The 22,440-nt window shown below is 50.1% G+C and carries 19 protein-coding genes and 1 tRNA gene; 4 read left to right on the top strand and 16 right to left on the bottom strand.

From position 1 onward, the window contains the following. Positions 1 to 7: 7 nt before the first annotated feature. Positions 8 to 1,666: a hypothetical protein gene (locus IJG50_05970; protein MBQ3379394.1), complete on the bottom strand. Its 1,659-nt coding sequence runs from the start codon at positions 1,664 to 1,666 to the stop codon at positions 8 to 10. Between the two features lie 361 nt (positions 1,667 to 2,027). On the opposite strand from IJG50_05970, the gene IJG50_05965 reads away from it, so the two are divergent. Together IJG50_05965 and IJG50_05960 are read left to right on the top strand one after the other, a co-directional pair. Then, a complete protein-coding gene (locus IJG50_05965) occupies positions 2,028 to 3,293 on the top strand; it encodes an S-layer homology domain-containing protein (protein ID MBQ3379393.1) in 1,266 nt (421 codons plus the stop codon). 167 nt (positions 3,294 to 3,460) lie between these two features. After that, the gene (locus IJG50_05960; protein MBQ3379392.1) at positions 3,461 to 4,726 is read left to right on the top strand and encodes an S-layer homology domain-containing protein; all 1,266 of its coding nucleotides are present in this window, start codon (positions 3,461 to 3,463) and stop codon (positions 4,724 to 4,726) included. A gap of 687 nt (positions 4,727 to 5,413) precedes the next feature. Here IJG50_05960 and IJG50_05955 read toward each other — a convergent pair. Together IJG50_05955 and IJG50_05950 are read right to left on the bottom strand one after the other, a co-directional pair. Continuing rightward, positions 5,414 to 5,659: a GIY-YIG nuclease family protein gene (locus IJG50_05955; protein MBQ3379391.1), complete on the bottom strand. Its 246-nt coding sequence runs from the start codon at positions 5,657 to 5,659 to the stop codon at positions 5,414 to 5,416. A gap of 4 nt (positions 5,660 to 5,663) precedes the next feature. Beyond that, complete coding sequence (locus tag IJG50_05950) at positions 5,664 to 6,365, bottom strand: RibD family protein (GenBank protein ID MBQ3379390.1); 702 nt, start codon at positions 6,363 to 6,365, stop codon at positions 5,664 to 5,666. A 196-nt stretch (positions 6,366 to 6,561) separates the two neighbouring features. Here IJG50_05950 and IJG50_05945 point away from each other — a divergent pair, with 196 nt between their 5' ends. Next, positions 6,562 to 7,629 (top strand): hypothetical protein, encoded by a 1,068-nt coding sequence (locus tag IJG50_05945; protein ID MBQ3379389.1) that lies wholly within the window; start codon positions 6,562 to 6,564, stop codon positions 7,627 to 7,629. Between the two features lie 315 nt (positions 7,630 to 7,944). On the opposite strand, the gene IJG50_05940 is transcribed toward IJG50_05945, so the two are convergent. From IJG50_05940 to IJG50_05900, 9 genes are all read right to left on the bottom strand, one after another. Continuing rightward, positions 7,945 to 9,228: an O-acetylhomoserine aminocarboxypropyltransferase/cysteine synthase gene (locus IJG50_05940; GenBank protein ID MBQ3379388.1), complete on the bottom strand. Its 1,284-nt coding sequence runs from the start codon at positions 9,226 to 9,228 to the stop codon at positions 7,945 to 7,947. A gap of 89 nt (positions 9,229 to 9,317) precedes the next feature. Continuing rightward, on the bottom strand, positions 9,318 to 10,052 hold the full coding sequence (locus tag IJG50_05935; GenBank protein ID MBQ3379387.1) for a PrsW family intramembrane metalloprotease: 735 nt from the start codon (positions 10,050 to 10,052) through the stop codon (positions 9,318 to 9,320). Positions 10,053 to 10,097: 45 nt separating this feature from the next. Continuing rightward, positions 10,098 to 10,808 (bottom strand): SHOCT domain-containing protein, encoded by a 711-nt coding sequence (locus IJG50_05930; GenBank protein MBQ3379386.1) that lies wholly within the window; start codon positions 10,806 to 10,808, stop codon positions 10,098 to 10,100. 256 nt (positions 10,809 to 11,064) lie between these two features. After that, positions 11,065 to 11,535, bottom strand: coding sequence for an NAD(P)H-dependent oxidoreductase (locus IJG50_05925; protein MBQ3379385.1), 471 nt, complete (start codon positions 11,533 to 11,535; stop codon positions 11,065 to 11,067). Positions 11,536 to 11,632: 97 nt separating this feature from the next. Then, positions 11,633 to 11,707, bottom strand: a tRNA-Arg gene (locus tag IJG50_05920). 194 nt (positions 11,708 to 11,901) lie between these two features. After that, on the bottom strand, positions 11,902 to 12,822 hold the full coding sequence (locus tag IJG50_05915; protein MBQ3379384.1) for a glycyl-radical enzyme activating protein: 921 nt from the start codon (positions 12,820 to 12,822) through the stop codon (positions 11,902 to 11,904). A 5-nt stretch (positions 12,823 to 12,827) separates the two neighbouring features. Continuing rightward, positions 12,828 to 15,026 carry a pyruvate formate lyase family protein gene (locus IJG50_05910; GenBank protein MBQ3379383.1) on the bottom strand — a complete coding sequence of 733 codons (2,199 nt, stop codon included), beginning with the start codon at positions 15,024 to 15,026 and terminating at the stop codon, positions 12,828 to 12,830. Between the two features lie 287 nt (positions 15,027 to 15,313). Then, on the bottom strand, positions 15,314 to 17,926 hold the full coding sequence (locus IJG50_05905) for a hypothetical protein (GenBank protein MBQ3379382.1): 2,613 nt from the start codon (positions 17,924 to 17,926) through the stop codon (positions 15,314 to 15,316). 1 nt (position 17,927) lies between these two features. Further along, positions 17,928 to 18,290 carry a BlaI/MecI/CopY family transcriptional regulator gene (locus IJG50_05900; GenBank protein ID MBQ3379381.1) on the bottom strand — a complete coding sequence of 121 codons (363 nt, stop codon included), beginning with the start codon at positions 18,288 to 18,290 and terminating at the stop codon, positions 17,928 to 17,930. 203 nt (positions 18,291 to 18,493) lie between these two features. On the opposite strand from IJG50_05900, the gene IJG50_05895 reads away from it, so the two are divergent. Continuing rightward, positions 18,494 to 18,919: an EamA family transporter gene (locus IJG50_05895; protein MBQ3379380.1), complete on the top strand. Its 426-nt coding sequence runs from the start codon at positions 18,494 to 18,496 to the stop codon at positions 18,917 to 18,919. Between the two features lie 58 nt (positions 18,920 to 18,977). On the opposite strand, the gene IJG50_05890 is transcribed toward IJG50_05895, so the two are convergent. Genes IJG50_05890 through IJG50_05875 form a run of 4 tightly spaced genes read right to left on the bottom strand, consistent with a single transcriptional unit; the run spans position 18,978 to position 22,071 of the window. Next, on the bottom strand, positions 18,978 to 19,136 hold the full coding sequence (locus IJG50_05890) for a FeoB-associated Cys-rich membrane protein (GenBank protein ID MBQ3379379.1): 159 nt from the start codon (positions 19,134 to 19,136) through the stop codon (positions 18,978 to 18,980). 12 nt (positions 19,137 to 19,148) lie between these two features. Beyond that, entirely contained in the window at positions 19,149 to 21,611 is a 2,463-nt protein-coding gene (locus IJG50_05885) for a ferrous iron transporter B (GenBank protein MBQ3379378.1), read from the bottom strand. An 11-nt stretch (positions 21,612 to 21,622) separates the two neighbouring features. Beyond that, on the bottom strand, positions 21,623 to 21,847 hold the full coding sequence (locus IJG50_05880) for a ferrous iron transport protein A (protein MBQ3379377.1): 225 nt from the start codon (positions 21,845 to 21,847) through the stop codon (positions 21,623 to 21,625). Between the two features lie 11 nt (positions 21,848 to 21,858). Continuing rightward, a complete protein-coding gene (locus IJG50_05875) occupies positions 21,859 to 22,071 on the bottom strand; it encodes a ferrous iron transport protein A (protein MBQ3379376.1) in 213 nt (70 codons plus the stop codon). Positions 22,072 to 22,440 lie beyond the last annotated feature (369 nt).

The raw sequence follows: 22,440 nt of genomic DNA, 5'->3' as shown, positions 1-22,440 counted from the left end.
CCTTATGTTAATCTGCGCCAGCGTTCTCCCTTGCTTGAGCGCAGCGTTTGTTGTAAAGATAAAGCTTATAAAGATTATCTGTAAGCTCGTCAGGCGAAGCGCCGCTGTCAAGCGCTTCTTTATGATGCTCTTCGATATCTCCGCTCTCGCGCATGGGAGATGCAAACGTATCAAAGACGGCGCTGCATTTTACCTCGCCCGTTTTATTGTCGTATACTACAACGTTGATCCCGCGCTCGTTGGGCGCGTATTCCTCATCGTTTATAATTATCGACGCCGTGTCTCCGAATTCGGCGCCTCCGCTCGTAAGAGCGTACTGCGTGCCGTCCGAAAGCGTACCCGAGACCGTAAGCGGAGGAACGCTGCCCGACGAAGTCTCCATATTTGAAACGTCTGTATTTTCCTTCCGCTCTTCTGTAAGGATCTTGCCGTTTCTTATAACGGCGGCGTAACAGTCGCCGTAGGCAAGCTGGGAAAGCTCGGATAATCCCATTCTGGAAAACTGTCTTCGCTGCTTAGAGCTAAGGCTTACGCTCGCCTCGTCTCTCACGGCAATAAACACGCTGTAACCGCGCTTTTTGAACTCGGCAATGTAGTCGCACGGATCTATTATGTTCTCCATTCTAACGCGCTCTCTTATATCGGCGGCATACTCCTCTGACTCATCAAAAAGAAAAGCATACCGCTCGTCTTCGCGCACATCGGCGGCTTCGCATTCATTTACCAGGTAATCTCCAAGCCACATGGTAAGCTTGTGAGCTCCGTAATAATTCATGTGTCCGTTGTCCTGGCTGTCCGCGTCGTGATTGTATCCCATTTCATCTAAATAAGGAAGATAATTAAAATCGTAATACTCAAGCCCGTAATCGTCTGCAAGCGCCTGCGCCGCATTATGAGACGACGACGGCCACGAACCGATTATGGGCGTTTTTATAATCACGAGCCTTATCCCGTTATCGGAGCAGAATGACGCAAGCCTGTCGAAATAGTCAAGCGCCTTTTCTTCAAATTCATCCGCCTCTTCGTCCTCGTCCGGTACATACTCAGGTATGGCTATGCCGCCCAGGGGCACGAGGTCCGAATAGCGCTCCGTATTGAAGTCATATCCTCGAAGATAAAGCACGGGCTCGTAATCCGCCTTTTCAAAATCGGCCTGCTCAAGCGACGACCAGCGAGAATGATATGAGAACGCGGGAAACAGCGTCATTACAGCCTCATGCAGATCCTCTGTATACGCGCGCACCGCGTCGTATTTTGTGCGCGAAAAACGCATGTCGTCAAACGCCTTTCTGTATGCTGAAAGCGGAGGGTCGCGTCTTAACATCGAAACGTCCAGAACTACGTTCTTAAGCGATCCCGACTGATATTTATACGCCTCTAAAAGCCAGTAGTACGACGCCATCAAAGGCTGCTGCTCTGTTGCCAGATTATAGGCGCAAATGCCGTACTCGTCGTAAAGCTCCGTAGGCGTCACGCCGTTTACCATATAGCTTGAGCCCAAAAAAAGCGTTTCAATCGTGTCTTCGGGTTCTTCGTAAAAGCCGTGTATAGTGTTGTAATTATTGAGATAAGTCCATACGGGCTGTATAAAAAAGTTAAACCCCGCGAAAAGCAGCGCGAAGATAAGTATAAACAAAACTGTTTTAACTATTTTTACGGATCTCATAAATCAAACCTCTCCGTTTTAAGGCCGCATATCGTTGGGTCAGCAGCATAAAAGGGCGCAGTGCAACCGTTTATCATTTAGTATACCATGACGTATATGATTTTACAATCTTCGATTTAATTTTTTGCAGACTCTTACCGATATTACTCATCTTTTGGCCGCTTTGTGGATAGTATGCACAAATAACGGTTTTTAACAGCTTTATTTTGCCAAAGCAGGCTTTGCTGTCAAAAAGGCCGGCCTGAAATTATTCGCCTAACATATCACAAGCTCCACTTTTTTCTTCGCTGCAATATAGACACCGCCATACAAAATACGTATAATATTTATACAGATATTTATTAAGAAAGGAAGAGACAACATGAACAGAAAACGTCTTATATCCATCGCTCTCGCTTTGGTGCTTGCCTTAACGCTTCTGCCTGCGGCAATGGCGGCGGATCTGCCGTTTACCGACGTGCCCGCCAACGCATGGTACAGCGCGGACGTGCAGAGCGCTTATGAGCTCGGTCTTATAAACGGCAAGTCAGCGGACAAATTCGCCCCCGATGACAACATGACGTATGCCGAGGCCGTAAAGCTGGCCGCATGTATCCGTCAAAAAGACTGGATAGGAGAGGTAACGCTTGAAAACGGCGACCCATGGTATCAGCCCTATGTCGATTTTGCAAAGGAATGGGGCATAATCTACAAGGACTACGACTGGAACGCCCCCGCCACTCGCGCGGGATATATGGAGATATTCGCGCATGCGCTCGATCTTGATAAAGCCGAGCAGAATTATATCCCCATGGGCGCTATCCCGGACATACCGATAACGCATCCTCAGGCGTACGAGATATACATGATGTATCGCGCCGGCATTGTACAGGGTGTTGATCAAAACTTCAACTGCTCTCCCGACTCATATATAAGGCGCTCGGACGTCGCTGCTATACTCTCGCGTATGATGGACGTTGACAGACGAAAGTCGTTCTCTATTCCGTATCCCGCCGAGACCGGCGCGCCCGACTTTGATCATGCCGCAGCCAAGGCAATAAACGACTTTTTAGCCGAAGGCATACTGCCCGACGGACGTGACATAGCCTTTGACGACGGGATTGCATACGACTGGTATGCCGTATGCGACGTTGACGGCGACGGCAAAACAGAGCTTCTCATAACCGTAAACAACGCTGTCGAGCCCGTGGAGATAGTATATGCATTTGACCCCGCAACAGGTAAATTCACTCCCGAGATCGAGGCTCTTCCCGACCTTATCTACTATGCGAACGGTATAATAACCGTAATGTGGCCCGACAGGATAGGTCTTGAAAGCTACGATTTCATCCCCTACGACATCTACCGCTACAACAGCGCAAAGGACGTTTACGAATACCAAACGAGCATTGCCCTTTGGGACAAGGTAGCTGCGGATAAAGACTTCTCGGGAAATCCGTTCCCCGATGATATCGATAAAGACGGCGACGGCGAGGTGTTTATGTTCTACATCGACGGCGCTTGGGACGGAAAATACGTTGACGGCGAGGAAGCAGACGCAAGATTTTCCGAGTATTTCCCGACGACCGAATCCCTTAATGACCTTGTGGATATAAGCTGGCGCGCGCTCTATGAGGCAAGAGGCTGACGATAAAGCTCAATAATCAAAAGAAGGACCGCCCGGTCCTTCTTTTTTCTCTTGAGTTCAATCGTACAACCGTCCTTTTTTCGACAAAACCTCTCACAATATAGACACGGACGGGTAAAGGCGGTATAATACTCATACCGAAATTCTTAAGAAAGGAAGAAAAAAACATGAAAAGAAAACGTCTTATTTCCCTTCTGCTGGCTTTGGCGCTCGTCATCGTGCTTCTGCCCACGGCAATGGCTGCAGGTCTGCCGTTCGGCGACGTGCCGGACAGCGCGTGGTACTATCCCGACGTACAGAACGCGTACGATATGGGTCTTATAAACGGCAAGGCGGCGGATAAGTTCGCGCCCGAGGACAACATGACGTATGCCGAGGCCGTAAAGCTGGCCGCATGCATGCACCAGAACGCCATGGAGGGCAAGGTCACGCTTACGAACGGCAATCCGTGGTACCAGACGTATGTTGACTACGCAAAGGAAAACTACATTATCTTAAAGGACTATAATTGGAACGCTCCCGCCACCCGCGCAGGGTATCTCGACATTGTCTCCCGCGCTCTGCCCTACTCGCTGCTTGCAGAGATGAACTACGTGCCCGAGGGCTCCATACCCGACGTAAAGATAACGCATCCTCAGGCATATGAGATATACCTGATGTACCGTGCAGGCATAGTTCAGGGCGACACGAATTTCAACTGCTCCCCCGACTCGAACATAAAGCGCGCCGAGGTCGCAGCCATACTTTCCCGCATGACCGATCCGAGCAAGAGAAAGAGCTTCTCCGTTCCCGAAGCGGCAGAACCGGGTGCACCCGACTTTGACTATGCCGCTGCCAAGGCCGTAAACGAATTTATGGCTACGACGACTCTTCCGGCCGGGATAAAGACGGGTTACGACGACGCCCCCGGCTATGACATCTACGCTGTATGCGATATAGACCGCGACGGTGAGAACGAACTTATCTTCACCATATACAACGCGCCTGTCTCGGGTCAGGTGACCGTCGTATATAAGCTTGATTACAGAACGGGCGAGCTCTTTATAGAGTACATAGGCACCAACGCATCCATATTCTACGACAACGGCACCGTGCGCTCCTGGTGGTCGCACTCAACGGGTCTTGAGACCGAGGATCACTGGCCCTTCGACTTGTACGTATATAATAAGAGCGACGACAATTATGAATTTGCAGGCTCCGTATGCGCATGGGACAAATCGGTCGCTTCCGAAGCATATGAGACAAAATTCCCCGACGACGCAGACAAAGACGGAAACGGAACAGTATACTGCATAACCACTGAGGGCGACATTGTAAGCGACTGGATGGACGCAGCCGAAGTAAACGACTGGCTCTGGCAGTACGGCGCTTCCCTCGGCGAAGAGGATATCACCGACATACCGTGGCGTACTCTCTACCAGTCGAGAGGCTGATGAAAAAAACAAAAAAGCGGCAAAACGCCGCTTTTTGTTTTTCCCAAAAAAAGCAAGGACCGAGGAGTGTGCGCTCCTCGGTCCTTACTTCTATAAAGTTTAGGGGAAAAATAAATAAGGGAGTTTGAAATATCTTTCACGTGTACGTTTTTCGCCCGTATGCCATAAATTCCGTTTCTGCATCCGGGCCGAAAACAAGCAAAAAAACCATGACACGGCGTTTCATATGCTTTTGATGCGAAAACATACGAAACATTCTTTCTTCGCGGGCGTTCCGCTTGTGCGCGAACGGACTGCCCGCTTCGCAGATTTACGAAGGCGCGTAAAATTCTGCTGTGCGTTCTGCGTGTCACAAAACGCATTGTAACCAAATTCTTTTTGAGGAAATATTATTAAAAGCTTCTATGTTTTTTCCTGTCTGCCACCGCCTTTCTTCCGCATTGACAGCCGATGCTTTTTCACGGCCAAAGCATCGTCATATGCGTAATTTACATTGGCGCACGTCATTTAACGCCGTGAAGGTATATGCATTATATATGTAAAGCCGGAGAAGATCCGGCACCGTGCCTTATTACAGCGCATCGGGGTTAGTTTCGATTAACTCCTTGCAATGTTAGGTTAGCATAAACTAACTTAGTTTGTCAAGCACTTTTTTAAAGTTTTAAAAAAAATTTTCTTCTCCGCTCGTTATCGTTCTTTTGTCAGGCGTTCTTTCTCTTCATGGCTGAGCTTTTTTAGGGCGGCCTCTCTTTTCATGGCGTCGGATCTTTGTTCAAAGCTTTCGCAGTAAACGATCCTCACAGGACGGCGCGAGCGCGTGTATTTTGCGCCCTTGCCCTCGTTGTGTACTTTTTCGCGCCTTTCGGGGTCTGTCGTATATCCGCTGTAGAACGTACCGTCGGAGCATCTGAGAATATAAGCGAAATAAGCCACTTCGTTATCCTTTCGTAAAATACCTGAGCCACACCACGGAGTTTCCCAGCGGCTTTGCTTCAATAAGCTCAAAATCGACAAGACAGCTTTCCGAAAACAGCGGACGCGCGTCGTCGCCGGCAATTACGGGAGCTGTAACAAGGCTTAATTCGTCGATGACCTTTTCCTTAAAAAACGCGCCGTTCAAAATGCTTCCGCCCTCCAACAAAAGCTTTTTTATGCCGAATATCCGCCTAAGCTTGAATAGCGCAAGACGCAGATCAAGCTCACGCTCTCCGGCAAAAATATACGAAACGCCTACTCTGTTAAGGTACAGCAAATATTCATCGCTCGTATCCTCGCACAGCACCTCTATTATATGAGAGTCGTCATATCCCGGATCCTCGTCGTATATGCGCCCCGACCCCCAACCAAGCCTGCCGCGTCTGTCAAAAGCCACAGCATAAAATGCAGGATCGTCTACTGCTATGAAATCGCTGCGTAAAGCCTTTTTTCCATAAAACGCCGAAAGATCGGGCGCGCGCCCTTTTGTAAAGCTTCCTTCCATCGTTACCCTGCCGCATGCAAACGCGTCGGCCGCAAAATTTCTATGTATCTCGTAATATTTTTCACTTGCAAAGGCGCACTGAGGCCTATAGAGAAAATCTCCCGTCACCTTTAAGTCAAGCGAACTTACCATATGACATATGATATAAGGTCTGTCCATTTTTTCACCCCGGATTCTTAAGAAAGATTTATTTAATTATACAAAAAAACGCGCGATTTTTCAAAATATACAAAAAACCTTTGATTTGCCGTTAAATATAATAAAATAAGCTCATTGTCCATTACGAAAAAACGTGTTATATTTATGTTATACTTTAATATAATACTATATTATAAAACAAGCAAAGGGACCAACTATGAAAAAGGCACTTATCTTTACATTACTTGCAGCGTTTTTTCTTATCACAATGCCTTCCTGTACCGTCAATATAAACAACACGGACAATGCTGACGAAACCGGAACGGACAGCGCAGCCGAAAGCGAAGAAAGCTTCGTTAAAGAGATCAACGCTTCTGATATTATGACTTACGAAATATCGGACGACGGCGTGCTTACAGTCAGCATGAAAAACGACTCGGGCGACCCCGATTCCATATGGTATTATACGGCAACCGAAGGCTCTGAGGCGTCAAATTATATTGAGATAACCTCCGCCGAAAACAGCGGCACGGGCTTTACGTCGCATTTTTCGGGAGTTTCGGACGGCAACGTACAGCTTATATTCAACCTTTCGCGCGACGATGTGCTCTATAAGGTGGCGTCGCTCGATGTTACCGTAAGCGGCGGCATAATAACAGAAGCAAAAAATGCCGCAGTCACCGAGTTTTCGACATTCACTCCGCCCGATATAAGCGCGCTTACACCTGACGACAGCGAGTTCGGCAATGAAACCGCGCCCGTTTCGCATTCCTTGCTTCCCCCGTATTTTTACAGCGGATCCGATGAATACTTAGGCGTTATATGCGCGTATATGACCATGGTATACGCTCCCGATTACGACGGAGATGTACAAATACCTGCGCCCGTCATCTATAAGATGGACGATTCCGACCCCGAATACCTGAAGGTATGGGGACGCTTCCTTATAGATTCATATGTTCTGAACGGTCATACGCTTGAAATAAATAAAAGCGGCGAGGTGCTGGGTCTCTTTACTCTTCATAAAACGCCCAACGGATTTGAAACGGCCTCATTCGACACGGTGAGCGACGGCTACGACAAGAACAACGACATAAGGCGCATCTGCGAGGGCGACGAAAGCCTTGTAAACAGATTTCACAAATCACACGAAAGCGACCTCACGGCAGCGCGCATCGACTATGTAAGCGCATATGTTTTTGTAAATTCGCTTGCGATCGACAGGTATAAGGATCAAAGCGGCGAAGAGCATATGCTTGTGGGAGTGCCCGTTATAGAAGACTGATGCCGCCTATAAAAAAGGCGAGCCAAAATGAAAAGCCCAGAGTATGTAATTAAATATTTTGATTTTGGATATGGTGCGGTCAAAAATTGCCGCACCTTTTCAATTTTATGAGTAAAGTCTGAACGATTGCCGTTTAACTTCTGGGGATGCAGCATTTGACGCGATCCGTTTGCCGTTGCCGATCTTCATGAACATAACGGCGCGGACAACCGTCAATGCCGTCCGCGCCGTTTTACGCCGTATTTTCTTTTATGATTTATTGCTCTGCAATCGCTGCATAGAACCGCATGAACATTGTAGCGACCTGTTCTCGTGTCAAACTCTTTCAAGCGCCTGCTTTATATCGGCTATGATATCGTCTGCATCTTCGATGCCTACGGAGAACCTGATAAGGTCGGGCGATACGCCTGCCGCCTCAAGCTCTGCGTCGTTCATCTGGCGGTGCGTCGCCGATGCGGGATGGAGCACGCACGTTTTTGCGTCCGCCACGTGCGTTGCTATCGAGGCGAGTCTAAGTCCTGCCATAAACCTTTCGGCAGCCTTTCTGCCGCCCTTTACGCCGAACGTTATTACTCCGCAGGTACCTTTCGGCATAAGCTTCTTTGCAAGCTCATAATACTTGTCGCCCTCAAGTCCGGGATAATTGACCCAGACCACTTTTTCCTGCTCTTTTAAAAACTTTGCAACGGCAAGGGCGTTCTCACAGTGGCGCGCCATTCTTAAATGCAGCGTCTCGAGGCCCATATTGAGAAGGAACGCGTTCATAGGCGCCGTCTGAGAGCCGAGATCGCGCATGAGCTGCGCAACGGCTTTAGTTATATACGCGCCCTCGAGGCCGAAGCGCTCGGTATACGTTATGCCGTGATAGCTCTCGTCAGGCGTGGTAAGGCCGGGGAATTTATCGGGATACTTCGTCCAGTCGAATTTGCCGGAATCGACTATAACTCCGCCCACGGTCATTGCGTGACCGTCCATATATTTCGTCGTAGAATGGATAACTATATCGGCGCCCCACTCTATCGGGCGGAAGTTTATCGGCGTTGCAAACGTATTATCAACGATGAGCGGCACTCCGTGACTGTGCGCCGCCTTTGCGAATTTCTCTATGTCAAACACAACGAGCGCGGGATTTGCAATGCTCTCTCCGAACACTGCTTTCGTATTGGGCTTAAAAGCCGCTTCAAGCTCTTCGGGCGTACAGTCGGGATCTAAGAAAGTGAAGTCTATGCCCATGCGCTTCATAGTTACGGCAAAAAGATTGTATGTGCCGCCGTATATGGTGGACGATGATATAACGTGATCTCCTGCAGAGCAGATATTGAATATCGAGTAAAAAGAGGCCGCCTGACCCGACGAAGTGAGCATAGCCGCCGTGCCGCCCTCAAGCGAGGCTATCTTTGCCGCTGTAACGTCGTTCGTCGGATTCTGAAGACGCGTATAGAAATAGCCCGACTCCTCAAGGTCAAAAAGCTTCGCCATAGCTTCGCTCGTCGCATATCTGAAGGTAGTGCTCTGTACTATCGGGAAGTTTCGCGCTTCGCCGTTTTTTGCGGTATATCCGCCGTGTATACAGTTTGTATTTATTTTATAATCGCTCATATATCTCTGTTTCCTTCCTTCTTTGTTCTCTAATATGTGTTAATTATAGCAAGCGGGGGCTTTGCATGTCAATCAAATCTGCATCCCGTTCAAAAGCGCTTCATTCGCTGATCTTCGCTCTCAAAGAACGTCTCTTCCTTTGAGATAAACGGAGCGTCCTGTTTAGACAGCTTTCTGAACTTTATTATCGTTACTACGGTTACGATTATCTCAAAGATAAAGAATATCGCAATGAAAACATCGCTTCCCGTTGAAAGGCAAAAGTCGTAAAAACCGTGAAGCAGCATCGGCACGATAAGCGCAAGCTTTAAATTGAGCTTCATACTTCTAAAGTCGCCCCTGTATTCGCACCTCTTTGCAATGCCGTAAAAATAACCCATGAAAACGCCGTCCATTGCATGTCCCGGCACGGAGAGTATTCCGCGCATAAAGGCAAGCCCCACCGTCGCGCCGGAAAGATAGAGTATATTTTCCACCACGGCAAATCCCAAGGACACCGTAACGGCATACACTACAGCGTCAAATGTATAGTCAAAAGCGGGAGAACGCCACGTCAGGCGTTTTAATACAAAATACTTACCGCCCTCCTCTACAAGCGCCGTTACTATAAAGTTATCTATAATAAGATAAAGAAGGCTCCCCTCCACGACTAAAGCATTTAAAATCGCCGTGCCTATAAGACCGATAATCATTGCGCTTATTATCGTAAGCGCGCCGCCGATAAGAAGCTTTAACAAAAGCTGCGGCGGCTCCTTTTCTATCTTATCGCTTCTCCATACTATAATGAAAAGTACAACGCAGGGCAGTATTGCAAGAAACGTCATATCGCCTCATCCCCATTCTTTTTATGCTGCTTTGCTTCAAATGTATCACAAGCCTAAAATCTGCTTTTTCTTCGCGTCAAATTCCTCCTGGGTTATAACTCCCGATTTGAGCAGCGAGTGAAGCTTTTCAAGCGCTTCAAGCGACTCGACTGTCGTATTGTTTTGCGGCGCGTCGTCCTCAAAGCTTGCAAAAGCTCTGCTTTGGCGGTCGCCGAGGAACATATAGAGCTCATGGCAGCACGCATAAGCGCCGCGCACGTCGCTTTCGCTCGTGAAAAGTCCGGGAAAGACGTCTATCTCAACTTTTTCAAGTCCAAGCTCGTTGCTACGCAGACGAACGTCAAAATACATGCCCGTTATCTTCTCGTCATAATGGCATCTGGGAAGCTCGGGATATTCCGAATAAAAATCAGGCGCGAAAAGCCAATCGAGAAAACCTCGGTTGCGTCTTTCGTCCTCGTCGAGATATCTTGTCACAAGGCGCATATTATAGCTTATTATATCGTCAAGCTTCAATAGATAAGGCTCCGCCTCAGTCGCGTCTATCCACCAGCCGTGAGTCTCGTCGGCGTATATGACGGGCTTGTCCCGTCTTGCGCCTGTGAAAAACTCCCTCGTCGTTTCAAATTCTTCCGAATAAAGACGACGGTTCTCCGCAACTATCTTCATATTCTCCTCTATCTCATACACGCCCATCGTTTTAAGTTCCTTAGACGTAAGACCCGGAGTGCACTTTTTGCGGCAGTCGCCGCACATTACCTGGTCGCCGGATATTTTACTGTTAAATACCGCGCCGGCCTTACCTCCGCATACGGCGCACGTCTTTTTTGAAAACAGACCCATAACGCCCCTCCTATCTTTTTTTGAAAAATCTGCTTTATAAATATTATACATGCTCGTCTTTCTTTTTTCAACAAAATCCGCACGTGAGCGCATACAAAAGGGACGCGAAAGAAAAGTCCGCGCCCCGCTCTTAAAAAAACGTGTCCCGCCTTAAACGGCGTCGTTCATATCAAAGGCCGTCTGCCCATTTTTTCAGTTCTTCTCCGCTTGCGCCCGAAGAAAACAGCTTTGCGTCTATAATTTTTGCATTAGGTCCTAAAAGCGCGGAAAGCTTTTTCGTCGAATGAGCCGCGCCGCTTCCGCCCGAGGTGGCAAAAACGGCTACGCGCTTGCCGGAAAAGTCATATCCTTTAACGAACGTCTCTACGACGTTAGGCGCGCCGTTGTACCATATGGGAAAGCCTAAAAATACGAGCTCGTAATCCGCCATGTTCTCCACACGTCCCGAAACGGGCACGTCCTTTTTGCCCATCTTTTCCTTATTGCATCTTGCCAACGGATTTGTCCATCTTATATCGGCCGCAGTATAAGGCACCTGCGGCTTTATCTCAAATATATCGGCGTCCAAAGCCTCGGAAAGCCTTTCGGCCACCTTCTTCGTCGTTCCCTCAGCCGAAAAATATGCAACTAATTTTTTCATTATGCTCCCCTCTCTTTTGTCTTTTTGAAATTATCAAAGCTTTTGCACTTTTAAAAAAACACAAAGGGCGCGAAAGAGACAGATCTTTCGCGCTCCGTGGCACCCCCTGCGAGAATCGAACTCACAACTAACCCTTAGGAGGGGTTTATTATATCCATTTAACTAAGGGGGCAACTCTCCTTACCAGATAATTTTAATAAAACGGCCGTTAAAAGTCAAGCTTTATATGGTACCTTGACTAAAGGCTGTTTTACGATATCAGATGATATGAACCATATGTGTCAAAAAGTAGGGCGTTTGTATGATATGGAAATCAAATAAAAAAGTCCGTGAAAGAGCCTTTCTCGGCTCTTTCACGGCATAAGGCTATCCGCGTTTTACGGGTACGTCGGTGTGCGCGGCTATCGACGATATCCAGCGCGCGATCGTCTCGTCGCCCGGCATGGCAACGTTCGAAATGGGGTACTTTTTCCCCACTGAGGCGGCCTTGCTCTCGCCGAGCGGATGATAGGGCATAACGTCTATGCCCGTCACGTTCGCAAGGCTTGACGCAAGCTTGCCCACGGCCGCAAAATGCTCCTCTCGGTCGTTAAATCCGGGTATAACGGGGCAGCGTATAACCGTTTTTGCGCCCATGGCGTCTATCGCCCTGAGATTTTGTAAGATCGGCTCAAGCGGCGCGCCTGTATATTCTCTGTGGCGCGCAGAGTCTGTCTCCTTAATATCGTAAAGAAAGAGATCGACGAGCGGCACAAGGCTTTTTATCGTGTCCTGTGGGCAGAATCCGGCGGTCTCGACGCAGGTGTTTATCCCCTCCGCGCGGGCAAGCGACAAAAGCGCCCGCGTAAAATCCGGCTGAAATGTCGGTTCTCCGCCCGAAACTGTAAGCCCGCCGCCCGATTTTTCGTAAAATAGTCTGTCTTTTTTTACCTCGATCACGGCTTCGTCCGCGCTCATCGTGCTGCCGCTAACTTCAAGCGCTCCCACGCAGGCGTCTACGCATTTAAAGCATACCGTGCAGTTCGTTCTGTCAAGCTCGTGTATGCCGTCTTTGAAAACATGAACGCCCGAGGGACAGACATTCGCGCATTCGCCGCAGCCGATGCATCGCGCCGGCACATAGAAAAGCTCAGGGCGCGCCGACTGCGATTCGGGGTTATGGCACCACAGACAGCGAAGCGGGCAGCCCTTTAAAAAAACGATCGTGCGAATGCCCGGTCCGTCGTTCACCGACATCCTTTGAATATTGAACACGGTACCCGTTACAGCCTTCGGATCGGTTGACATAATTTTTACCCCTTGTGAAGTATTCTTTCGATTATGCTGTCCTGGAGCACCTCGCTCAGATAGATAAAGTGCGCCGAATATCCGCCTACGCGCACGCAGAGATTGGGATACTTCTCGGGATTCTTCTTCGCGTCGAGAAGTTCCCGAACGCTCGTTACGTTGCCCTGGAAAATATGCGTGCCGCAGCCTATGAACGATTCAAGCAGGCTCTTGCCCACCTCGGGCGTAGCCCACGACTGCTCCATATCCCACATCTGGGACGCGCCCGCCGTGAACATATAAAACGGCATCTTGCCCGATGAGTTCATCGCGGCCGTTATGCCCTTCGTCTGAGCGCACGACTGCGGAGTAAGCGAAATGGCGATGTTGCGGTTCGAGTGACCGCCGTCGGGCGTTGCTCCGAGCAGCGCCGCCGCTCTCGTCGTTATCGTGAAGTTTAATCCTATCGAACGTCCCCTGCCGCCCCAGCGCGTGGTATAGCTGTGGTAGATGTTCGCAAAGTCGTAAAATACGCGCGCGGCCATTGCGTCAGCCTTTTCATCCTCGCAGCCGTATTTCGGTATGTTGGCGAGCTTGAGCCTCAGTCTCTCATAGCCTTTATAGTCGGCCTTTATCGCCTCAAGCATCTCCTCTGCGGTGCAGATGTGGTCGTCGAATACCGCCTGCTTTATGGCGTTGAGTCCGTCGGCCACGTTGGGCAGTCCCACGTGCATTCCGCCGTAATCGTGATATTTTGCGCCGCCGCCGTGCTGATTGCGTCCGCGCTCTAAGCAGTTGTCCATAAGGCTCGACAAAAGATACGACGGTCGGTGGCTTTCGGCCACGTCGCTCGATATCTCGGAGCAATCTATAAATATATTCGTAAGGCGCGTAGCTTCGGCGATGAAATCCTTATAGAAGGACTCGAAATCGTCGTAGCCTGCAAGGCTCTTCGTGGCCTTGAACGCGTTCACGCGCTTGCCCGTGCGAAGGCATATGCCGCCCGTGACCATAAGCTCCAGCATCTTTGCGGCGTTCTGCCAAGCGATCAGAAGAAAGTCGCTCGTCGTGCCGGGTATGCTTATCTCCATGCAGCCGCTTATCGCGTACGTTGTCGCCTCCTCATAGGGGATGCCGCGGTTCATAAGCGCCTTGAATACCGCCGGATCGGAATAGAACTGCGCCTTGTTGTTGCCCTTCGTAAGATAGAGAGCGCAGAGCTCTAAAAAGTCCTCCGGCGGATTTTCGGGGATGCGCACGTAGATCTCGGGATGGTGCGTGCCGAGTCCCATCGCAAGCTCTATCATCATATACGACAGCGGATTTATCGCGGACGTGCCGTCCTTTTTGCTGCCGCCGACGGTAAGTACCTCAAGATAAATGTCAAGCTCGTATTCCTTCATGATCCAGCGCTCGTCAAGCCTTAAGAACATCTCGCCTATAAGATCGCGCGCTTCCTCCATCGTTATAATGCCCTTTTCAAGGTCGGCCTCGAGATACGGCCAGAGAAACTGGTCGAGGCGGCCGTTGCCGTTGCCGGGGCTTTCCATAAGTATTACCGTATGCTGCATGTAATACGACTGTACGGCCTCGCGGAAATTCTCGGCCGGGTGTCTCGGCACCTTGCGGCACAGCGCGGCAAGCTCCGTCATGCCCATGCGCTCAAGCTCGGCTACGTATTTGTCGTTCCATTCAAGCATGGCCTCGTACGAGATGAGCACGCCTTGATAGAACTCGCGCGCCTTCTCGTCGGGGGCGTTCTTAAGACGCGCGCGCACCTCGTTCATTATGCCCTCAACACCACGTTCGAGTATGCGCTCGTACGCCCAGTTTACGTGGCTTCGCGTGCCGTCGTGGCAGAGCTGGTTTGCAACGAGCTCATCGTATTCGGGATACTTTTCGCGGCGGCGCTTTATGCCCTCGTTCCAGAAATCAAGGTCGGGGCACATCTCCTCGGGCGGCTCCTGATTTGCGAATATGGAGCAGCGTCCTATAATGGTGTCATCGGGATAAATGCGCACCGGCTCGTTTACGATGGCATAGGCCGAGGCTCGCGCCGTCTTCTCCCACTGGGGCATATCCTTATAGATAGTCATGGCGGACTTGTTGTAGTTGTAATCGAAAAGTCCTTTGGGATACCCCTTTACACGTTCGTGGCTCTCGTCTCTCAGACGGCTGAGTTTTTCGCTGATGCGTTTCACGTCCTTTTCCTGCATGGTCAACATTCTGTGTCTCCTCCTCCCGCAAAGTTTTATATTTTAATATGATTTTAGACGCGTGATAAGACCCCGATATGATATATTACTGTCTTCAATGCTATTATAAGCCATAATATGTAAGAAATCAACAATTATTTATCGGTTTTCGGCCAAAAAACGTGAAAATTGTATGAAAAAGAGACGAAAACGCATGTTTTTAAACTTAAAAGGGGACGCTTTGCAAAAAACGCAAAGCGTCCCCAAAAAATGCGGCGCGCGATATGGGGAGAGCGCACCGCAATTATTGCTGTTTTTTACCATCCCGTGCCCACAAGCTCTATGTGCCAGCCGTCGGAGGCGCGCGTCACATATCCGCAGCGCCCGTATTCATAGGCGCCGTACGGCACTTTAGGGTCGTTTCCCGTATATTCTCCGGTATTGCCCGCCATCGACTCCCACAGTGCGCGCTCGTTTTCGGGCACGAACGCCACTACGACATAAAACGCCCACGTATTATCATCGAGCTTTCCGAGACTGCGGAAATGCTTCGTTTCCTCGGCGGCCTCGCTTACCTCGCATTTGACGAACGAATACTTGAACTGACTTCCGTCCGATACCTCAGTATGGCGCGATTCGAATATGCGGCAGAATTCCTCGGCCGCCTGAAGGTGCGTCTGTCCGCGGTCGGCCACGAGTATATTGTACTGCTCGTCGTAAAATCCGCCGAATGCCTTAAATTCGGCCTCGTCGTACCACGAGCGCATCAGCGTCCCGAGCTTGATATTTCTGCTGTCTTCTCTGTATTTATACTCCGCATCAAAGGCGTAAGTCCCGCCCTCGGGAGTATAGAGAACGAGCGTGTTTTCACCCTGCATGAATTTCATCCTGTAACCTGATACGGAAAGCATAACGCAATCTCTGGACTTGTCGGGCTCGTCTGTTTTCGCATACTCAAAGTCCGAAAGCGAAGTTGAAAGCTGCGCCTCGTTCGGTACGCCTCGCCCCGAATAGGCGGCCGTTTCCCTTTTATCGGCATGATCAAGCCAAAGAGACACGTGTGTGCTTTTGTTCTCCGTAAGCGCTATTGCCTCCGAAAGCGCTTCTTCGGGAGTTTCGGGAGTTTTTCTTTTAAAGCTCTCGTCAGCGGTAAAGCTGTCGGCCATTATGCGGATAAGCTCCGGCTCGAAACCGATGGAGTTGTATTCGCTCTGAAGCGCGTTTATCGTTTCGGGATCGTACGTGCCGCGCACTATCCAAACGCCTCCGTCGGAAGAGCGCACGGTACGCACTTCGCGTCCGCTTATGTACGTTTCCGTGGGATATTCCGGCTCCTGCTCCAAGGTGACTTTATTTATCCTGAATTTCGATCCGGTTCCGTAAAGGGAGATAAAGACTGCGCTTTCTCCGTCTGATTCCGTTAGATCCCAAGACTGAACGGGGATATAGACATACCAGCCGTCACCGTCACAGCGGCGAAGCGCAAATTGCCGCGTTTCGCCGTTTAAGCCCTTTACGTCCTCGGTCTTTATATAAAGCGGCAGATCGAGCGCGTATTCCTTTACATACCAATCGTAGAGCGACTCCTCAACGCTCTCATGCATACCGAAAAAATCGCCGCCGTCGTTTACGGGTTTGTCGCTCAGAATATCGTAAGAGCCGTCTCCGCGCAGCAAGGCGATTATTATATGGCCTCCCTGCCCCTCAAGATCGTACCAGCCGTCAGACTCGCTCATTCCTCCGACGAGCGCAACGTCGCCCTTCGGCGCGTCGAGCTTTACGTATTTCTCGTAACGCCACGCTTCAAGCGTCCCCTGCGGCGAAAGCCCCGAAAGCTCGCCCAGTTTTTCAAGTCCCTCCGTCTTTACGTCGGTCACGTTCGCTGTCTTCATCTCGCCGCTTATGCTCGGATACTCCGCCGTATCGGTGGATATCACGCTCATAACATATCTTTCTATGTCATCATATTCGCCGTCTTCGGCCTTCGGGTCTGCCGCACATGCAGCCACGGCGGCTATGCACAATACGGCGGCCAAAAGCGTCATCCACGCCTTCGGCTTTTTAAACGAGAGCGCATTCTTTATGCGTCCCTTTACGCCCGTCTCTCCGAACGCGAGCGGACTTGCCGCAGGAAAGCGCTCCCTTACGGCAAACGATAAAAGCGCCATGCTGTAATCCTTTTTTATATTCATATTTCCGGACAGCACCTTCTCGTCGCAGCTCATCTCCATGTCGCGGCTCATAAGACAGAACGCCAGCCAAACGAGCGGATTGAACCAATGGACGCCAAGAATTATGAACGCTATGATTTTTATTATATGGTCGCCGCGCTTTATATGGTATCTTTCGTGCTCCAGCACGTATTGCAACACGTCTTTGGACAGTCCCAAAGGCACATATATGCGGGGACGTGCAAATCCCAGTATGAACGGCGTCGAAACGCCGTCTGCGGCATATACGCCGTCCTCAGTAAGCTGCGCGCCCCTCATTTTGCGCCAAAGCCTCGTATAGCTTACGGCGGCGTATATCATCATCGCAATAACTCCTATAAGCCATATCGCCGCGCCCGCCGAAAGAAGCGTCTGCATCGGGTCTTGGGACAATGCGGCGGCCGTCTCCCCTGCGCCGCTTCCGCCGCCGATATATACGGGATCGGGAGTGGCCGCGCTCTGCGCCGCCTCCACCTCTGCGGGCGCGCGCACGACAATCGGCGCGCTCACAGGCTTTATCGCGCTTACCTCGAATATGCTGAACGCCGCCTTAAAGCTTATCGGGCATAAAAGCCTGAACGCGGCGGCCGTCCATAAAAGAAACGACCACTTTTTCGGCGCGCGGCAAAGACCCAAAAGAAAGCGCACGGCTATAACGGCCAATATGACTATCGCCGAAGACGCGCTCATATTGAGGATGCCGGTAAATACTGCTTCCATCTCAATCCTCCTTATGCTCGTCTATAAGCCTTTTAAGCTCCGCCGCTTCCTCTTTAGATATCTTTTTGCCGCCCAAAAACGAAACGAGAAATCCCGGAAGCGACCCGGAAAACGTCTGCTTCACGAAAAGCTCGCTCTCTACCGCCTGCACCTCGCTCTTTTTTATGCGCGAAATTACAGTTGCGTTCTCGTTTTGAATAAATCCCTTTTCGCTCATCTTTTTTATCATCGTATAAGTAGTCGATTTCTTCCATCCGAGCCGTTCAAGGCAGAGGCGCGCAAGCTCGGTGGAACCCACGGGCTCGCTGTCCCAGATCACGCTCATAAATTTGAAATCGCTTTCGGCAAGTCTTTTGCTGTCCATAACGGCGCCTCCTGTTTTTAGGTCTATTTATATAGACCTTTATCTTTAGTCTATAACAATAGACCTGACTTGTCAAGCGGTTTTCGCAATTTTTCTTGACCCGCCCGTTTTTATCTGATAATATTACTTTAAAAGGGTGAGCACCTACCTTTATTGAAAACTCAGGCTATGAGCCTGGGTTTTTTCTTTCGGAGGAGATCGTTATGTTAAACTACGTCTGGCCAATCGCGCTCGTCGTCGCATCAAACGTCGTGTATCAAATATGTGCAAAATCAGTGCCCGGCAATATGAATCCGTTCGCGTCGCTTACGGTAACGTATCTTATCGCCGCGGCGGCCTCTCTGGGGCTTTTCTTCGCCACGCCGCACGGCGCAAGCCTTGCCGCCGAATACGATAAGCTCAACTGGGCGCCATTCGTTCTCGGCATATCCATAGTGGGGCTCGAGGCAGGCTTTATATACGCGTATAAGGCAGGCTGGCAGATAAGCACGGCCTCGATAGTGCAAAGCGCGTTTCTTGCTGTCGCGCTTTTGTTCGTCGGCTTTTTATTGTACAAAGAAAGCATCACGCCGAATAAAATAATCGGCCTTATCGTATGCCTCGCCGGACTTTTTATAATAAACAGATAGCCCTGACTGCATTATGCAAAAAAAGCACCGCCTTTTTAAAAGACGATGCTTTTTTGATTCAGCTTCTCTTTTCAATGTGGCAGCTCTCGTGCGACGCGCAGCTTTTGCATTCATGGCCGCAGGAGCATTCTCCCCTTTTTTTGCGGCGAATGAGATATATCACGTCCGCCGCGACTGCGGCAACTATTATGAGAAGCACTATCATCCATGACGACATAACTTTCGCTCCTTATACCATGACCTTTTGGGTCAGAGTTTTCGGTTCCTTATACGGTCTGAACAAAAGATATACGGCAAATACTATAACTGCGGCGGCAATTACGGCCCCCACGATATTTAGCGCCGAGACGGGGCCCGAAAACAGGCTTCCTATCTGGTAAATTACAAACGATACGGCGTAAGCAAATCCGCATTGATAGCCTATTGCGAACCAAGTCCATTTTCTGTTGTTCATCTCGCGCTTTATTGCGCCGATAGCCGCAAAGCAGGGCGCGCACAAGAGGTTGAACGCAAGGAACGCATATCCCGCAACGGGCGTGAACGCCGCCGCGATGGCCTGATATACGCTGCCTTCCCCGCCTCCGTAGAGTATGCCGAGAGTTCCGACGATGTTTTCCTTTGCTACGAGTCCCGTGATAGACGCCACGGCCGCCTGCCAGTTTCCGAATCCTATCGGAGCGAATATCCACGAGATCGCGCCGCCGACAGCCGCAAGTATAGAATGCTCTATCTCGGATTCGTCGAGCATTCCGAACGCTCCGTCAACAAATCCGAAGTATGTGGCAAACCAGATGACTATCGTTGAGAGCAAGATTATCGTGCCTGCTTTCTTTATGAACGACCAGCCGCGCTCCCACATCGAACGCAGAACGTTTCCGACGGTAGGCATATGGTACGCGGGCAGCTCCATTACGAAAGGAGCGGGGTCTCCCGCGAACATTTTCGTCTTTTTAAGTATTATGCCCGATATTATTATCGCTGCCATCCCCAAGAAGAACGCCGATACCGCGATTACGGGGGAGCCGCCGAATATCGCGCCGGCTATCATTGCAATAAACGGAAGCTTTGCGCTGCACGGTATGAACGTCGTCGTCATTATCGTCATTCGGCGGTCGCGCTCGTTCTCAATGGTGCGCGACGCCATAATGCCGGGTATGCCGCATCCCGTACCGATAAGTATGGGGATGAATGATTTTCCCGAAAGGCCGAAGCGTCTGAATATCCTGTCAAGCACGAACGCGACTCTCGCCATATAGCCGCACGCCTCTACTATCGCAAGAAGCAAAAACAGCACGAGCATCTGCGGAACGAAGCCGAGCACCGCGCCTACGCCCGCTACGATACCGTCTATCACAAGACCGTGGAGCCATTCGGGGCAGTCCTCGCCGAGAAGTCCCTCGATAAGCACAGGCACGCCGGGGACCCAAACGCCGTAGTTTGCGGGGTCTACGCCGCCGTCGTATTTCTCATACATGTCTATCGCTTCCGAAAAGTCGGCGCCCGTTGCCGTAAGCGTTTCTGTCTCTAGCGTCTCTTCGTCTTCAAGCGTATATGTAAATTCCGCGCCCGCGCCCATTTCGGCCGCCACGGCTCTCATGCCCTCTGCATCCTCTGCCGCGGAAACGTCTATGCCGCGCTCTTCGGCATAAGCGAGCGCGCCATCGATCACAGCGTCTGTATCGCCGTATTCTTCTTCGGCTTCAGCCGTCTCAGCGCTGCCTATACCGAACAGGTGATATCCATCGCCGAAGAGTCCGTCGTTTGCCCAGTCGGTAGCGCCGAGTCCTACGGTCACCATTGCAAGGTAGTAGATAAGAAACATTACCGCCGCAAATATCGGAAGACCGAGTACGCGGTTCGTGACTACTTTATCCACCTTGTCGGACGTTGAAAGCTTCCCTTGGTCCTTCTTTTTCTGACAATCGCCTATAATTCGCGATATATAGTCGTAACGCTCGTTCGTGATGATGGATTCGCTGTCGTCGTCAAGCTCTTCCTCTACAGCTTTTATGTCATTTTCGATATGGTTTATTATATTTTCTGAAAGATCAAGTTGTGCCGCCGCTTTTTCATCGCGCTCGAAAAGCTTTATCGCGTACCATCTCTGGCGCTCCTTAGACATTTCGTGAAGCGCGGCCTCCTCGATATGCGCAAGGGCGTGCTCTACCGCGCCCGAAAAGCGGTGGCGCGGCGCTGCCGCGTGCGACTTTGCCGCTTCTATCGCAGCCTCGGCCGCTTCTTTTACGCCCTCGCCCTTTAACGCCGATATTGCAACGGTCTTGCAGCCTATCGCCTCGGAGAGCTTTGAAAGGTCTATCGTATCGCCGTTCTTTTTTAAGACGTCGCACATATTTACCGCCGCAACAACGGGTATGCCCAGCTCCGTAAGCTGCGTCGTAAGATACAGGTTCCTCTCAAGATTCGTTCCGTCGATTATATTAAGTATCGCGTCGGGACGCTCGCCTATGAGATAATTTCTCGCAACGACTTCCTCAAGCGTATAAGGCGAAAGGGAATAAATGCCGGGAAGGTCGGTAATAACTACATCGCCGTTCTTTTTTAACTTGCCCTCTTTCTTCTCCACCGTAACTCCGGGCCAGTTTCCGACGAACTGATTGGAGCCTGTCAGCGCGTTGAACAAGGTCGTTTTTCCACTGTTGGGATTTCCCGCAAGCGCTATTTTTATACTCATTTACGCATTCCTCACTTTCCTTCAACCTCTACGTTTTCGGCGTCTGCTTTTCGTATTGAAAGCTCATAGCCTCGAACCGTGACTTCGATGGGATCTCCGAGCGGCGCGACCTTTCGCACCGTGACGCTTACGCCCTTCGTTATGCCCATGTCCATGATCCTGCGGCGCACGGCCCCTTCTCCTCTCAGCTTCACGACCGTTACGGTATCGCCTATCTTCGCTTCTTTAAGATTCATGCTCTTCCTCCTCAAACCATTATTTTTGCCGCAAGCTCACGGCCTAATGCTATCCTCGAATCCTTCACCAATACGATAAGATCTCCGCGAAGTGAGCTTACGACCTTTAACCTGCCCCCCGAAACAAACCCCAGATTTTCAAGATGGGTCCTCACATCGGACGAGCCTCCGATCTTTTTGATTATGTATTCTTCGTTCACTGCGGCTATTGTAAGCGGTATCATAGCTTAGCCCTCCTCTTTTAATATCGGCGTGAAGCTCATGCAGATCTCTTTTTTCGTTCCTATTTGTTAGCTTTAGCAAACTTTTGTTAGCTCTTGCTAACTCATAGGCCTAAATAAAAGCCGGTGCGTTCCGGCTTTAGTTAGTATATACTAACATCATCTGTATTGAATTATACACTCGCAAAAAAACGTTGTCAATAATATTAAGAAAAATATATTCATATAAATGTGTAGAGTCGTCAATGATGTGTGACACTTCACCCGAAAAAATATGACGAAGGTTATATGTGCGAATTTGAGAAAGACGAGGAGCCGTAGGCGACGAGGCTTTCTCAAATTCGGCGCGGCTCGGTCTGGCCCTCTGTGAAC

It is taken from the genome of Clostridia bacterium, from assembly GCA_017405765.1.
In the GTDB taxonomy this organism is placed as follows: domain Bacteria; phylum Bacillota; class Clostridia; order Oscillospirales; family RGIG577; genus RGIG577.
This window is presented reverse-complemented; position numbering and strand designations above follow the sequence as displayed.

Bases quoted from the DNA above. Each gene is read 5' to 3' on its own strand.
- IJG50_05885 (MBQ3379378.1), bottom strand. From the start codon at position 21,611: ATGAGTATAAAAATAGCGCTTGCGGGAAATCCCAACAGTGGAAAAACG.
- IJG50_05930 (MBQ3379386.1), bottom strand. From the start codon at position 10,808: ATGTGCGGCGACTGCCGCAAAAAGTGCACTCCGGGTCTTACGTCTAAG.
- IJG50_05895 (MBQ3379380.1), top strand. From the start codon at position 18,494: ATGTTAAACTACGTCTGGCCAATCGCGCTCGTCGTCGCATCAAACGTC.
- IJG50_05875 (MBQ3379376.1), bottom strand. From the start codon at position 22,071: ATGATACCGCTTACAATAGCCGCAGTGAACGAAGAATACATAATCAAA.
- IJG50_05970 (MBQ3379394.1), bottom strand. From the start codon at position 1,666: ATGAGATCCGTAAAAATAGTTAAAACAGTTTTGTTTATACTTATCTTC.
- IJG50_05915 (MBQ3379384.1), bottom strand. From the start codon at position 12,822: ATGTCAACCGATCCGAAGGCTGTAACGGGTACCGTGTTCAATATTCAA.
- IJG50_05910 (MBQ3379383.1), bottom strand. From the start codon at position 15,026: ATGTTGACCATGCAGGAAAAGGACGTGAAACGCATCAGCGAAAAACTC.
- IJG50_05900 (MBQ3379381.1), bottom strand. From the start codon at position 18,290: ATGGACAGCAAAAGACTTGCCGAAAGCGATTTCAAATTTATGAGCGTG.
- IJG50_05925 (MBQ3379385.1), bottom strand. From the start codon at position 11,535: ATGAAAAAATTAGTTGCATATTTTTCGGCTGAGGGAACGACGAAGAAG.
- IJG50_05905 (MBQ3379382.1), bottom strand. From the start codon at position 17,926: ATGGAAGCAGTATTTACCGGCATCCTCAATATGAGCGCGTCTTCGGCG.
- IJG50_05945 (MBQ3379389.1), top strand. From the start codon at position 6,562: ATGAAAAAGGCACTTATCTTTACATTACTTGCAGCGTTTTTTCTTATC.
- IJG50_05935 (MBQ3379387.1), bottom strand. From the start codon at position 10,052: ATGACGTTTCTTGCAATACTGCCCTGCGTTGTACTTTTCATTATAGTA.
- IJG50_05940 (MBQ3379388.1), bottom strand. From the start codon at position 9,228: ATGAGCGATTATAAAATAAATACAAACTGTATACACGGCGGATATACC.
- IJG50_05950 (MBQ3379390.1), bottom strand. From the start codon at position 6,365: ATGGACAGACCTTATATCATATGTCATATGGTAAGTTCGCTTGACTTA.
- IJG50_05965 (MBQ3379393.1), top strand. From the start codon at position 2,028: ATGAACAGAAAACGTCTTATATCCATCGCTCTCGCTTTGGTGCTTGCC.
- IJG50_05890 (MBQ3379379.1), bottom strand. From the start codon at position 19,136: ATGTCGTCATGGATGATAGTGCTTCTCATAATAGTTGCCGCAGTCGCG.
- IJG50_05960 (MBQ3379392.1), top strand. From the start codon at position 3,461: ATGAAAAGAAAACGTCTTATTTCCCTTCTGCTGGCTTTGGCGCTCGTC.
- IJG50_05880 (MBQ3379377.1), bottom strand. From the start codon at position 21,847: ATGAATCTTAAAGAAGCGAAGATAGGCGATACCGTAACGGTCGTGAAG.